16 protein-coding genes are annotated in these 12117 nt (G+C 52.0%); 12 read left to right on the top strand and 4 right to left on the bottom strand.

The genetic code is table 11. The features are described 5' to 3' along the window. Nucleotides 1-55 precede the first annotated feature (55 nt). The 4 genes from VK70_RS18965 (at nt 56) to VK70_RS18950 (ending at nt 2713) form a co-directional block, all read left to right on the top strand. Nucleotides 56-925 (top strand): CheR family methyltransferase, encoded by an 870-nt coding sequence (locus tag VK70_RS18965; protein WP_025698812.1) that lies wholly within the window; start codon nt 56-58, stop codon nt 923-925. 211 nt (nt 926-1136) lie between these two features. Next, nucleotides 1137-1475, top strand: a complete 339-nt coding sequence (locus tag VK70_RS18960) for an STAS domain-containing protein (RefSeq protein WP_025698810.1) — start codon at nt 1137-1139, stop codon at nt 1473-1475. An 18-nt stretch (nt 1476-1493) separates the two neighbouring features. Continuing rightward, the gene (rsbW, locus tag VK70_RS18955) at nt 1494-1946 is read left to right on the top strand and encodes an anti-sigma B factor RsbW (RefSeq protein WP_025698808.1); all 453 of its coding nucleotides are present in this window, start codon (nt 1494-1496) and stop codon (nt 1944-1946) included. After that, complete coding sequence (locus tag VK70_RS18950; RefSeq protein WP_025690014.1) at nt 1943-2713, top strand: sigma-70 family RNA polymerase sigma factor; 771 nt, start codon at nt 1943-1945, stop codon at nt 2711-2713. Before rsbW ends, VK70_RS18950 begins: the two co-directional genes overlap by 4 nt. A 78-nt stretch (nt 2714-2791) precedes the next feature. Here VK70_RS18950 and VK70_RS18945 read toward each other — a convergent pair whose 3' ends face one another. Together VK70_RS18945 and VK70_RS18940 are read right to left on the bottom strand one after the other, a co-directional pair. Next, nucleotides 2792-3124, bottom strand: coding sequence for a DUF5665 domain-containing protein (locus VK70_RS18945; protein WP_025698807.1), 333 nt, complete (start codon nt 3122-3124; stop codon nt 2792-2794). 146 nt (nt 3125-3270) lie between these two features. Continuing rightward, nucleotides 3271-3762, bottom strand: coding sequence for a YtxH domain-containing protein (locus tag VK70_RS18940; protein WP_025698806.1), 492 nt, complete (start codon nt 3760-3762; stop codon nt 3271-3273). A gap of 381 nt (nt 3763-4143) precedes the next feature. On the opposite strand from VK70_RS18940, the gene VK70_RS18935 reads away from it, so the two are divergent. Further along, nucleotides 4144-5145 (top strand): asparaginase, encoded by a 1002-nt coding sequence (locus VK70_RS18935; RefSeq protein ID WP_025698805.1) that lies wholly within the window; start codon nt 4144-4146, stop codon nt 5143-5145. An 89-nt stretch (nt 5146-5234) separates the two neighbouring features. Here the strand turns inward: VK70_RS18935 and VK70_RS18930 are convergent, their stop codons facing one another. Then, complete coding sequence (locus tag VK70_RS18930) at nt 5235-5456, bottom strand: DUF1128 domain-containing protein (RefSeq protein WP_025690018.1); 222 nt, start codon at nt 5454-5456, stop codon at nt 5235-5237. Nucleotides 5457-5646: 190 nt separating this feature from the next. On the opposite strand from VK70_RS18930, the gene yyaC reads away from it, so the two are divergent. From yyaC to VK70_RS18905, 6 genes are all read left to right on the top strand, one after another. Further along, nucleotides 5647-6177 (top strand): spore protease YyaC, encoded by a 531-nt coding sequence (gene yyaC, locus VK70_RS18925; RefSeq protein ID WP_046723624.1) that lies wholly within the window; start codon nt 5647-5649, stop codon nt 6175-6177. Nucleotides 6178-6270: 93 nt separating this feature from the next. Continuing rightward, entirely contained in the window at nt 6271-7062 is a 792-nt protein-coding gene (locus VK70_RS18920) for an alpha/beta fold hydrolase (RefSeq protein ID WP_025696783.1), read from the top strand. Between the two features lie 340 nt (nt 7063-7402). After that, nucleotides 7403-8077, top strand: coding sequence for a DUF6483 family protein (locus tag VK70_RS18915; protein ID WP_025696781.1), 675 nt, complete (start codon nt 7403-7405; stop codon nt 8075-8077). Next, the gene (locus VK70_RS29025) at nt 8074-8586 is read left to right on the top strand and encodes a PhzF family phenazine biosynthesis protein (RefSeq protein WP_233277708.1); all 513 of its coding nucleotides are present in this window, start codon (nt 8074-8076) and stop codon (nt 8584-8586) included. Before VK70_RS18915 ends, VK70_RS29025 begins: the two co-directional genes overlap by 4 nt. Continuing rightward, nucleotides 8583-8879, top strand: a complete 297-nt coding sequence (locus tag VK70_RS29020; protein WP_324608002.1) for a PhzF family phenazine biosynthesis protein — start codon at nt 8583-8585, stop codon at nt 8877-8879. Before VK70_RS29025 ends, VK70_RS29020 begins: the two co-directional genes overlap by 4 nt. An 82-nt stretch (nt 8880-8961) precedes the next feature. Continuing rightward, nucleotides 8962-10227: a class I SAM-dependent methyltransferase gene (locus VK70_RS18905; RefSeq protein ID WP_411431682.1), complete on the top strand. Its 1266-nt coding sequence runs from the start codon at nt 8962-8964 to the stop codon at nt 10225-10227. 29 nt (nt 10228-10256) lie between these two features. On the opposite strand, the gene VK70_RS18900 is transcribed toward VK70_RS18905, so the two are convergent. Continuing rightward, nucleotides 10257-10643: a winged helix-turn-helix transcriptional regulator gene (locus tag VK70_RS18900; RefSeq protein WP_046723623.1), complete on the bottom strand. Its 387-nt coding sequence runs from the start codon at nt 10641-10643 to the stop codon at nt 10257-10259. Between the two features lie 121 nt (nt 10644-10764). Between VK70_RS18900 and VK70_RS18895 the strand changes: the two genes are divergently transcribed. Further along, on the top strand, nt 10765-11958 hold the full coding sequence (locus VK70_RS18895) for an NADH-dependent flavin oxidoreductase (protein ID WP_025693966.1): 1194 nt from the start codon (nt 10765-10767) through the stop codon (nt 11956-11958). Nucleotides 11959-12117 lie beyond the last annotated feature (159 nt).

Here is a 12117-nt window from a genome sequence, read left to right as displayed (position 1 = left end):
GCAAAATAATCAGCCGTTTGCTAAGAAGACGGCGCCGCAAGGGAGCTTGGAATCAATGACTGCAACAGGACGAGGAAGCGATGAGCAGCCCCTTGCAGGAACCGATAAGAACGAGCTGGAAAATATCGAAATCGAGCTTCTGCTCTGCGGTATTCATCGCCTATACGGATACGATTTCCGAAACTACTCGCTACCTTCCCTAAGGAGACGAATCTGGCATCGTGTTCATGGGGAGAACCTGTCCAGCATCTCCGCGCTGCAGGAGAAGGTGCTTCATGACCGGGCCTGCTTCGAACGTCTGATTTACAGCCTTTCCATACCGGTCACGGAGATGTTTCGGGACCCCAGCATGTTCCGGACTTTCCGCCAGAAGGCCGTGCCGCTTCTGAGGAACTGCCCGTCTATCCGGATCTGGCATGCCGGCTGCTCTACTGGCGAAGAGGTGTACTCCATGGCGATTCTGCTAAAGGAGGAGGGCTTGTACGACAAAGCGCGTATTTACGCCACCGATATCAACAACAGATCGCTTCAGCAGGCCAAGGAAGGCGTGTACGAAATCAGTAAAATGCAGCAGTACAGCCAAAACCACATGGAGGCGGGGGGTAAGCGCGCCTTTTCGGAATATTATACAGCGAAGTCTAATTCGGTCATTTTGCAGCCGGAATTACGCAAAAATATTACCTTTGCCGAGCATAACCTGGCGACCGATACTTCATTCAACGAGTTCCATGTTATATTTTGCCGGAATGTCATGATTTACTTTAACGATGAGCTTCGAGAGCATGTCCACAGCCTGTTTTTCGAAAGCCTCAGCCGATTCGGATTGCTTGTTCTCGGAACCAAAGAGTCCATTCATTTCAACAGGTACAGCGACAGTTACGAGCCACTCGACAGAGTGGAAAAGATCTATCGCAAAATCAAATGATGTGTTTAACATTTAATTAAAGCATATTCCGGCTAAGAGGCCCTGCGCTTCAGGCCGAAAGCAGCCTTCCGGAGAAGGGAACCGGTTCCTCACTTTGCAAGGAAGAGCCGCTTAACCTAGCAATTTCCAGAGTATGAAGTCCGGTTTTTTGTTTCATGAGCGTGACTTTAGGGTTATTGGTAAAGAAAACATGAATCAGGAGAGATTGTCTATGAATACACATAAGAGCGAAAAGTTTCATGCAACGACAAAAACCGAGGATGGCGTTTGCACAGTCTACTTGAGAGGCGAGCTCGATTTGTCGGTTGCTGACGATTTTCGGTTGGTGATGGAGCCGCTTGTGGGGGATACAGCGCTAAATCTAGCCATTAATATGAAAGAATTGAAATATATTGACAGCACGGGCATCGGAATTCTTTTATCGATCCTCAAGGCAAGACACGGCTTGGATGTCAAATTCACCGTGGAGGAAGTTCCGCCGCATATACAGAAGCTGTTCGATATGACCGGTATCGCCAAATTTTTCACCTCCCAAGAGAACTCCCACTAGGAAAGGACCGAACAAAGAATGAGTGATGATATACAAAAAGTGATAATCCAGTTGCCTGCCAGTGCAGAATATGTCGATATTGTGAGACTCAATTTATACGGAATTGCCTCGAAAATGGGCTTTTCGTACGAAGATATAGAAGATATGAAAGTAGCGGTTTCCGAGGCTTGTAACAATTCAGTTCTCTACGCCTACGAGCAGGAGGATGGATTAGTCGACGTCATCTTTGAAGTAAGTCCTTTTGCCCTGTCGATCACCGTCAAAGACGAGGGGGAGAGCTTTGACAATGTAAAAGCATCCGGAGAGCGCATGACCCTGCATGACAAGGAACTAAGCGATGTTCAAGTCGGGGGGCTCGGCTTCTATCTGATGCAGGCGCTTATGGATGAGGTTAACGTCATAAGCGAGTCCGGGAAGGGGACAGTCGTAACTTTGACTAAAAAGCTTCATCTCAGCGAGGAGAGAGTATGAATGAGAGAGTGACTCCCCCAGAGTCCTTGGACGAATCCGTCTCTCTTATTTGGGAATATCAGCAGACCAAAGATAACGATATTGCCACCGTATTGATTCATAGATACGAGCCGATGGTCAAGATGGCCGCAGGCAAGATTGCCCGCAACCGCCCCGATCTTTATGAAGACCTCTATCAGGTCGGTCAGATGGCTCTGATCCGCCTTCTGCAGCAATACGATATCAGCCTTGGCATTCCCTTTGAACCCTATGCCATGAAGAGCATGATCGGGCACATGAAGAATTTTCTCCGCGATAAATCCTGGTACATACAGGTTCCCAGACGCATTAAAGAAAAAGGCGCATTGGTCCAGCAGGCGATTGACGAACTGACCGTCAAGCTGGAACGTTCACCCGATGTAGGCGAAATCGCGAGTTACCTTGATCTGTCTGTGGAGGAAGCGGTGGAAGTTCTTGCTGGAAGGGAATGTTACCATTACGTATCGCTCGATTCCCCGCTGTCTCAGGAAGAGACCGGCGCTACGCTGGGCGAACTGATCAGCTCGGATGCGAACGACTACGATACCGTAGAGCGGCGCATGGACCTTCAGCAGGCGCTTGGACAATTGAAGGAGCAGGAGCAGAAGGTGCTGCTGCTGGCATTCCAGGAAGGGCAGTCTCAGCGGGCGATCGCCCAGAAGCTCGGTGTATCGCAGATGAGCGTATCGCGAATCCAGAAACGGGCTACCGAGAAGCTGAAACAGATTATGTCTAATTCGGCTTATTGATAGACAAACTTCTCTTATAAAATACAATAGGGCATGGAACCGCAGGAGCGGAACCATGCCCTTTATTCGGTACGCCCTTCAACTGTTGGCGTCAATGTACTTCTTAATTTCGGCAAGATACTCGCCGATGACCGGCACGTTAATAAACAGACTAACGATATAACCCAGTATGCCCAGCACAATGAAGGTGCCGAGAGATAGGCCGACCCCCCGGGAAATACCGGCCATGAGATTGGTCATGATCCGCTTCTTGGGATCGGTATAATTCTCGAGTATATCCTTAATCTCTGATTTCTCCAGTGATTCGGCGATTTGGTCCAGCCGGGTATTGAGCCGCTTCACTTCATGGCGGAGCTCGAACGGGTGATCGTTCACTTCGTAGTCCCTTGTCTTTCCTGTCAGCTTTCCCATAAAGTCCTCCTGCTTTCTTATAGCTGAACGGGCCCTGGCTGCTCTGGGAATCAGGCGTCGTGCATACCGGCAGCCAGCTGATTGCTGCTGGCTGCCGGCTGGAGGAAGAATAAAGCTTAAATCAACCGTGCTTTCAGGCAAGCCGCTTAATAGCCAGCTTTGACCTCGTCCGAAGCGTTCTTTGCTGCTTCGGAGATATCCTTGGAAGCATCCTTAACATCATCGCTTACTTCTGTGGAAGCCGCTTCGACCGTATCCGAGATTTTCTTCCCGGTTTCCTGCAAGGTAGCGGCAATTTCCTGCTTGCTGTCGCTGACGCTTGTCCTAATGTCGGAGGCTTTGGACGATACAGTACTAGCCAAATCGGAGACCTTGCTGGATACGGTGCCGGCCAAATCAGCCACTTTTCCACCGACTGCCGTAGCAAGAGATTTCGTCTTATCGGTAACCGTACCGGAGAATTCTTTGGTCTTGTCGGTTGCTATGCTCAGCTTATTGGAGAGGTCGCTGCGCATTTCGCGTCCCGGCTTGGGTGCGAAGAGGAGGGCCGCCGCCGCTCCGATCAGACCGCCAATAAGAAGACCCTTCGCGAAGGTTGTTCCGTTTTGCGCAGGATATTCCAGTTCTTCTTTACTCATCACAAATCACTCCTCAGGAAAAATAAAGTGAATCCAAAGTCAGGCGGCGCGTCGCATGAGTCTGGGGACTAGACCCGATTCCCCATAACGAATCGTCTCCATCGTTTGGAAGTCGGTATTACGATGAATTTAACTAAACTTCTTACTTCGTATATAAACTTTGGCGTATGCCCTGAAACAGCAAGGACGTATGGGAAAGACTGGTGGAGTATAGCTGCTGAAAGAGAAGAACGGATGCGAAAGTATAGAGTAAATCGTCTTTTTTGATCCTTTACAAAATACATCACTTGACTGCTAGATTATATAGTTCTTTCAAAACTAGATGATTTAAACAGTTTCTATATTATAGAAAAACACATAGAGGATAAGGGAGAGAGCAACATGGAGACGGTTTTGGTAAAGGAGTATCGGGCCAATCTGATGGAATGCGCCCACAGCGGGCATATTGCCATAGTAGGGGAGAATGGCGTGTTAAAAGGATATGCGGGGGACCCTGGCTTTGTTTCCTTTACCCGTTCTTCGGCGAAGCCGCTGCAGGCGATTCCGGGCATTCGCGGCGGAATTATGGATAAATACGGCCTGAGTGCGGCCGAAATCGCCCTTATGACCGCTTCGCACCGCGGGGAGAGCTACCATCTTCAGGCCTTGGAGAGCATTGCGGCCAAGACGGGTGTAACGGAAAGCTGCATGATCTGCGCTTCCAGCTATCCGCTTGACGAAGGAAGCCGCGAGGAGGCAATCCGCGGCACAGGCAGGCGAAAGCTGTACCATAACTGCTCCGGCAAGCATCTGGGGCTGCTGTCTTACAGTAAATCGAAGGCACTGCCGCTGGAAGGATACGCGCAGCCGGACCATCCGGTTCAGCAGGAGATTCTCCAGACGGTCGCCTATATGGCCGGCCTGGCGCCGAAGGATATCAGCCTGGGAACGGACGGCTGCGGCCTGCCGGTGTTCGCTCTCCCTCTAACCGGATTGGCCCACGCCTATTTGAAGCTGGCCTGTCCCGAGCTGATCGAAGATAAGGCGACGAGAGAAGCGGTAAAGGTCATCACATCGGCCATGCATGCTCATCCGGAGATGGTAGCCGGATACGGACGGCTGGACTCCATACTGCTGGAAGACTACAATATTGTGTCCAAAGGCGGCTTCAAGGGCGTGTACTGCTTCGGGCTGCGGAATGAACGTCTCGGGTTTGCCTTTAAGATACTTGACGGCTCCGAAGAAGAATGGGGTCTGATTGTACGCGGTATTCTGGAGCAGATCGGATATGCGAACCGGTCGACATTAAGTAAGCTTACGGCGGCTTTCCCGGGCTATATCGAGAATGATGAAGGAATGCGTGTCGGTCATGCGGAGACGGTATTCAAACTGGAGTTAATTTGATTGTTCCAAGCACAAGACACAGGCCCCTCCCGTCGAACCTTATTTTCACGGATCGATGGCGAGGGGCCTGTTCGCTGGGTGCGCCGTTTTTATTTCCGCAAGCGTCCCAGTTCGGAGACGAGAGCCTCCACCTGCGAGATGCTGAGTCTGTCGCTATCCATAACGACTTCGTAAATATCCCGGATGTCTTCATATTTGTCCAGCGAGAAGGCGGAGGACTGCATGGCGGCGGCGCTGGCCATTTTCAGTTTGGTCTTAATGCTTTCGATCATATATTCCACATTGCTCTGGCTCGGGGTCGATAGATCCATAAAGTTCACGTTCTTCCTTTCTGCGCGTTAATCTATGTATTTTACCATGGTTAACGCTGGGGACACCATATTTTGTCGATGAAATTAATTTAATGTAGAATGGATGGAAAAAGCGGCTATCTGCTAGAACGGTGACGCGGTGACGGTGGCATGCTTCCATAAGAACACTACCAAAGGGGGGAACACAGGCATGGCAATCAGGGAACAGGGGCAGGGGAGCGGCAAAAGAAAGGTGGATGCCGAAGGCTTGACTGCTTTCTTTCGCGAAATCGAAGGGCTGCATAAGCCGGAAGAGATTACCTTCCTGTGCGTTGGCACCGACCGTTCCACCGGAGACTCGCTTGGACCGTTAACGGGAACCCGGCTGCTGGAATACGGATTTCCCCATGTGATCGGCACGCTTCCGTTCCCATGCGATGCGGATAATCTGACAAAAAGGATGGCTGAAATTCCTTCGGCGCATATCGTGATCGCCGTCGATGCCTGCCTTGGTCCGCACGCGGCCGTAGGTTATTATTACGCCTCCATGGAACCGCTGCATCCGGCTAAATCCGTAGGGCTGGCCCTGCCCGCAGTAGGGCATTACAGCCTGGCCGCCGTCGTTGACGCTAGCGGACCGAAGCCGTACCGGACGCTTCAGACTACGCCGCTGCACCGTGTGATAGGCATGGCGGGAACCATTGCCGCCGCAGCGGCTGAGGGATTCGGGCTGTTACGCTGAAGGCGTTTCAATTTCACTCGTTTGGCTTAAATAAATACTACCCAATTAGGTAGATCATTGGGTAATTATTTAAGAAGAAAGAAGGAGGCTGTCATGGAAACAGTGCGTCGTGAAGGAGTACACATTAGTTACAGTGATCAAGGGCAGGGTGAAGTTATTGTTCTGCTTCACGGTTTCTGCGGCAGCGCGGAATACTGGGAGAAGGTTATCCCGATTTTGAGCGGAAGCTACCGCGTCATTGCGCCCGACCTGCGGGGGCATGGTTCTTCCGATGCGCCGCTTGGCGCCTATACGATTGAGCAAATGGCCGATGACGTGCTTTCGCTGCTGGATGCTCTTGACATTCCTAAGGTTACGCTGCTGGGCCATTCATTAGGCGGGTATATTACACTTTCGTTCGCTCAGCGTTATGCCTCGCGCCTGACTGCCTTTGGACTGATTCATTCCACAGCCTACCCGGACAGCATCGAGGCGAAGGAGAAGCGGCTCAAGGCGGTCGCTGCGATCGGGTCCCAGGGAATCACCGATTTTGTGGATGGATTCGTACCCGGACTGTTCGCGCCGGAGACGACGGAGTCCTCGCCTGAGCTGCTGCAGCGCGCCCGGGAAATCGGCTTTAAGACGCCGCCCCAAGGGGCGATTGGAGCTGCCCTGGCTATGCGCGAGCGTCCCGACCGGCGCGATGTGATATCGGCCAGCGAGCTGCCGGTGCTGCTTGTGGCAGGGGAGAAGGACGGTCTTGTACCGGTGGAGAGGACCTTCACCTCGGACAAGCGGAACGTAACGAAGGCGGTCATTTCCGGCGCAGGCCATATGAGCCTGTTTGAAGAGCCGGAGCAGCTTGCCGATGTGATTAAAGATTTTGCCGCTGTCCTGGTAAGATGACGGCTGTTGTTTAAGAAGAGGGCGAGAGGCCCTCTTTTTTCGCATGCCTTCTGTTTGTTCAACATCTGCCCTGATCATTCCACAGTACATCTGGTCCTCGAATCCGCCCCACTTCAGCTATGCTCTTTAAAATCCCTTTAGCTTTCATGCCGGGCAGGAAAATCCGCTGCCTCCTCCAATTTGTCATTGCAGGCAATCATCCCAAATCAAGCCCTTCGCAAAAGGTCTGGGAATCGGCCTCTCCGTTTCAAATTCCGGGCGCCGGTGGATGGTGGAATTACGCAGGGGAATCGTTTAAGATAAGGCGTGTGAAGCTATGCTGTGGAGGGAGGAAAAGCGGATGTTCCGCAGAGATTATATCGTTCGGATGATTGAGGACATGACGGCGATGATCGCCAAGGTATTCGATCTGAAACAGCAGCGCAAGACCACGGAAGCGTTATGGGAGGTTGACGAGCTGCTGAACAAGCATTTCAGACTGAACTCCCGCTTGCTGAATTCGCTGTCCGTAGAGGATATTATCGAAATATTCCGCCTCGGCGGAGGAATAGAAGTCGACAAGCTGCAGGGGATGGCCCGCCTGCTTTATGAGGAAGGAAGCATTTATGCCGCAGCGGATCAGATCCCCGAAGCGCTGCCGAGGATGATGAAGGCGCTGCACCTGTATCTGTATGCCGCGCTTCACGGCGCAGACCGCGAGCTTCTGGGCCTGCCGGAGGAGATTGACGATTGTCTGAAGAATGTGGAAGCGTACCGCCTTCCGGCGAAGACCGAGCGGCTTCTCATGTCCTACATGGAATCCATCGGCCGTTATGGAAAGGCGGAGGATTCGCTCTACCGTCTGAAGGAGCAGGGCGAGCCGGTCGCGAAGGAAGGCGAGGAGCTGTATGATCGGCTGCTTGACAAAGATCCCGCCGAGCTGGAACGGGGCAATCTCCCTCTGGAAGAAGTAAGACAAGGACGGCAGGAATGGTTGAAGCTGAATAGAGAGACGAAGGAGGCAGGTATCCAATGAGCGTTCCCATTTATATCGTCGATGCTTTTACCGAGCATCCCTTTGCCGGCAATCCGGCTGCGGTATGCCTGCTGGAGCAGCCCGCCTCCGAACCATTCATGTCGCAGACGGCGGCGGAAATGAATCTGTCGGAAACGGCGTTTCTGTGGCCGGAGAACGGAGGCTACCGGCTGCGCTGGTTTACGCCGGCGGCCGAGGTGAAGCTGTGCGGGCACGCCACGCTCGCCAGCGCCCATACACTATGGGAGACTGGACGCCTTCCGCGTGACAAGAGAGCGGAATTTTACACCCTGAGCGGTGTGCTTACGGCGGAGCGGGAAGGCGACCTCATAACGCTATGCTTCCCCGCATACAAGCTGGTCCCGGCGGAGCCTTTACCGGGTCTGGCCGCCGCGCTCGGAGTGGAAGAGAGAGATATTAAGGAAGTATTTTTCTATGCCGATAATGCGCTGGTCCGCCTCCGGGATGAAGCTGTGCTTCGAACCTTAAGTCGGATTTTGCCGCACTGAAAAGTCTGCCGCCCCGTGCCATTGCGGTAACCGCCGAAAGCGGCGGGGAGGGGATCGACTTTGTCTCCCGTTTCTTTGCGCCCGGCATCGGCGTGAACGAAGACCCCGTAACCGGCTCCGCGCATACGGCTCTGGCTCCCTTCTGGGCGGACAGGCTGAAGCGTACAGAGTTGACCGCTTACCAGGCGTCCCGCCGAGGCGGGACACTCCGGCTTAGATTAACCGAAGACAAAGTCTTCCTGTCCGGACACGCGGTGACGGTTGTCAGCGGATTGTTTCATGCCCGGCCCTAATGAGGAATCCAAGAGGGATCAATCCGTCAGCCGCGAATATGCTCCTGGCTCCATTTTAAAAACTTGAAAGCGGGTTATGATTGTGGAATCCCTGAATACTCTGATTGAACGTATAATCGCTGGCCGTTCCCTGATTACGGGGACCCTGAGCCAGCTTCGTAACAAGGAAGGCGCCACTTACACCAAGGTAGTCGTCAAGCCCGTGCAGCTAAAAAATGGACTGCATTACCAGTTTGCTTACTATACCGGCACCCAGGTGGAGCATAGAAATATCCCCGCTGATTCCGCGGCGGATGAGCTGGAATCGCTGCTGGGCGATATTTTCCGCCAGGGACTGCTCTGCACAGAGGAAGCGGATTACCAGGTGCTGATCAGCAAAAAGCAAAAAGTAACGATCCTGACCAAACCGCCGACGAAAAAAGCGGCCGACGACCTCTCCCATAACCGGCGCAAGCGCTATGTGCTGGAGGAGGGCGAGCCAGTGCCGTTTCTCATCGAGCTTGGCATAATGAACGACAGCGGAAAGGTACATGCCAAGAAATATGACAAGTTCCGCCAGATCAACCGCTTTCTTGAGATGGTGGAGGACGTGCTGCCTTCTCTCCCGGCGGGCAGGCCGCTGACGATCGTCGATTTTGGCTGCGGCAAATCGTATCTGACGTTTGCGCTGTATCACTATTTGGCCGTCCGGGAAAAGCGGGAGCTGAACATTGTCGGACTCGATCTCAAAGCCGATGTCATTGCTCACTGCGGCGCTCTTGCGGACAAGCTGGGCTATGATAAGCTTCGTTTTCTTGTCGGCGACATTGCTGAGTACAACGAGCTGGACCGGGTGGATATGGTTGTGACGCTGCATGCCTGCGATACCGCGACCGATGCCGCGCTGGAAAAAGCGGTACGCTGGGGCGCCTCGGTGATCCTGTCGGTTCCCTGCTGCCAGCATGAGCTGTTTGCCCAGATTGAGAATGAAGTCATGGAGCCGCTGCTGTCGCATGGCATTCTCAAGGAGCGCTTTTCCGCTCTGGCGACCGACGCAATCCGGGCGAAGCTGCTTGACCTCATGGGCTACCGCACCCAACTGCTCGAATTTATCGACATGGAGCACACGCCCAAAAATATATTGATCCGCGCGGTAAAAAGCAGAGCGGCGATGCAGGCGCCAAATGGCGCGAGTATACGGCATTCCGCGATTTTTTGGGAGCGAAGCCTTATCTGGAGCGCGCGTGTACCGACCTGCTTCCGGGGGAAGCAGCCGTCCCGAAGATCCATTGAAAATTTCCGTAAAGGATATACGCCGATCCCGGTTGGGAAACGGGCAGCCTTCTGTGTGGGAGGCTGTTTTTTATAAGCTTCGCGCTTATCGCTGGCCTTATATTTCTACGAGAAACGGGTGCCCTTCTCCTGCGAGGACGGCGCAGCCGTTTCTTCTTGTTGTTTGTCCGTAGTATGCTCCTTCCCCCATGCACACAGTGACTCCAACACAGGCATCAAGGTTAAACCTTTAGGTGAAAGAAAATATTCTACTTTAGGCGGTACTTGCGGATATTCCTTGCGGACAATAAGATTGTTGTTTTCCAGGTGTTTTAATTGAGTGCTTAACATTTTATGTGTAATCTTACCGAGTTCCCTTTTCAATTCTCCATATCGCATGACTTCCCGTTTCCATAGCCAAAACAAAATATACATGTTCCATTTTCCCTCGATTAATGACATCGCAAAAGCAAACGGTCTAACATCTACCGTATTTTCCTCTTTTATCATCATTTACTCTCCTTTTTGATAGTATCTACCTTTAAAGTGCATACTTTCTTTATAACATACAAAGGTAATATAATCATCCCGAAAACCAATCACGGGGAAATTCCCTATAACAAGGAGAGCCAATATGAGTGCACAGCATTTTCTGGAACCTTATCTTTTCTCGGCCAAAGGCCTTGCATTGAAAAACCGTATCGTCATGGCACCAATGACCACCATGTCCAGCTTTTTTGACGGCTCCATCACCCAAGATGAAGTGGAGTATTACGCTGCAAGAGCGGGCGGACCAGGCATGATTATTACAGGCGTGGCTTACGTTACAGAGGGCGGCAAAGGCTTTGAAGGCGAACTGTCCATTGCCCATGATAGCAATGTCCAAGGATTGTCCAAAATTGCGAAAGCCATTCAAAAGGATGGCACCAAGGCCATAATCCAAATTTTCCACGCTGGCCGCAAGGCAAATTCCAGGGTTCTGAGAGGCTCACAACCTGTAAGCGCAAGTCCGGTTGCTGCGGAGTATCCCAAAGATTCGGAGACGCCTCGCGAGTTAAGCCACGATGAAATCGAAAGCATCACTCAGGATTTCGGCAAGGCAACATTGCGCGCTATTCAAGCGGGGTTTGACGGAGTTGAACTGCACGGGGCCAATACGTATCTTTTACAGCAATTCTTCTCTGAGCATTCCAATCGGCGGCAAGATCAGTGGGGAGGCAGCTTTGAAAACCGCATGAGGTTTCCGCTAAGGGTTATCCATGAGGTTTCCTCTGTCATTGAGGCCCATGCCGACAGACCCTTTATCCTGGGATACCGTCTTTCTCCCGAAGAATTGGAAACCCCCGGGATTCGGCTCGAAGATACATTAGCCTTTGCCCAAGCTCTGGTAAGCACCCCTGTTGACTACATTCATTTGTCAATCGGAAGCTACAAGCGTACCTCCTTGAATGAAACGTCAGATAAAGAACCTGTCCTTGAAAAATTTGTAAAGGCATTGCAGCATAGCAAACCGTTGATCGGAGGAGGCTCGGTTGAACGGCCGGAGGACGCGGAAGCTGTAATTCAAAGCGGGGCAACCCTGGTAGGAATAGGCAGAGAGCTTATCCGTGAACCGAAATGGGTGCAAAAAGTGCAAGCCGGTGATTTAAAAAGTATTCGCTACGAGCTTTCGCCGTTTGAACTGGACGAGCTGCGTATTCCGCTAGCTATGCAGATGTATCTCAAAGATTCGTTTCGAGAAGTAATGCGCTTCACTACAGACGGTGACCCCCAGACGAGTTATGAAACAGAGCTTGCACCAATGGAAGGCTTCGAGAAAAAATTATAATTGTCATATATCTGGCCTTATATTTCTAAGAGAAACGGGCAACCTTCTCCTGCGAGGACGGCGCAGCCGTTTCTTCTTTTTATGCCGTTCGTTGAGGTTGATTGCCCGCTTCCTTCCACTCGCTAAGCTTATTGGAATAGCCGCGGAACTTCGGTTTCA

The sequence above is a fragment of the Paenibacillus durus ATCC 35681 genome (assembly GCF_000993825.1).
GTDB lineage: Bacteria > Bacillota > Bacilli > Paenibacillales > Paenibacillaceae > Paenibacillus_AQ > Paenibacillus_AQ durus_B.
Note: the sequence above shows the minus strand (reverse complement) of the source record. Positions and strands in the feature narration are given on the sequence as shown.

What these genes read in the sequence shown, in the direction of transcription:
- VK70_RS18965 (WP_025698812.1), top strand. Translation starts at nt 56, where the DNA reads ATGACTGCAACAGGACGAGGAAGCGATGAGCAGCCCCTTGCAGGAACC.
- VK70_RS18960 (WP_025698810.1), top strand. Translation starts at nt 1,137, where the DNA reads ATGAATACACATAAGAGCGAAAAGTTTCATGCAACGACAAAAACCGAG.
- rsbW (WP_025698808.1), top strand. Translation starts at nt 1,494, where the DNA reads ATGAGTGATGATATACAAAAAGTGATAATCCAGTTGCCTGCCAGTGCA.
- VK70_RS18950 (WP_025690014.1), top strand. Translation starts at nt 1,943, where the DNA reads ATGAATGAGAGAGTGACTCCCCCAGAGTCCTTGGACGAATCCGTCTCT.
- VK70_RS18945 (WP_025698807.1), bottom strand. Translation starts at nt 3,124, where the DNA reads ATGGGAAAGCTGACAGGAAAGACAAGGGACTACGAAGTGAACGATCAC.
- VK70_RS18940 (WP_025698806.1), bottom strand. Translation starts at nt 3,762, where the DNA reads ATGAGTAAAGAAGAACTGGAATATCCTGCGCAAAACGGAACAACCTTC.
- VK70_RS18935 (WP_025698805.1), top strand. Translation starts at nt 4,144, where the DNA reads ATGGAGACGGTTTTGGTAAAGGAGTATCGGGCCAATCTGATGGAATGC.
- VK70_RS18930 (WP_025690018.1), bottom strand. Translation starts at nt 5,456, where the DNA reads ATGGATCTATCGACCCCGAGCCAGAGCAATGTGGAATATATGATCGAA.
- yyaC (WP_046723624.1), top strand. Translation starts at nt 5,647, where the DNA reads ATGGCAATCAGGGAACAGGGGCAGGGGAGCGGCAAAAGAAAGGTGGAT.
- VK70_RS18920 (WP_025696783.1), top strand. Translation starts at nt 6,271, where the DNA reads ATGGAAACAGTGCGTCGTGAAGGAGTACACATTAGTTACAGTGATCAA.
- VK70_RS18915 (WP_025696781.1), top strand. Translation starts at nt 7,403, where the DNA reads ATGTTCCGCAGAGATTATATCGTTCGGATGATTGAGGACATGACGGCG.
- VK70_RS29025 (WP_233277708.1), top strand. Translation starts at nt 8,074, where the DNA reads ATGAGCGTTCCCATTTATATCGTCGATGCTTTTACCGAGCATCCCTTT.
- VK70_RS18900 (WP_046723623.1), bottom strand. Translation starts at nt 10,643, where the DNA reads ATGATGATAAAAGAGGAAAATACGGTAGATGTTAGACCGTTTGCTTTT.
- VK70_RS18895 (WP_025693966.1), top strand. Translation starts at nt 10,765, where the DNA reads ATGAGTGCACAGCATTTTCTGGAACCTTATCTTTTCTCGGCCAAAGGC.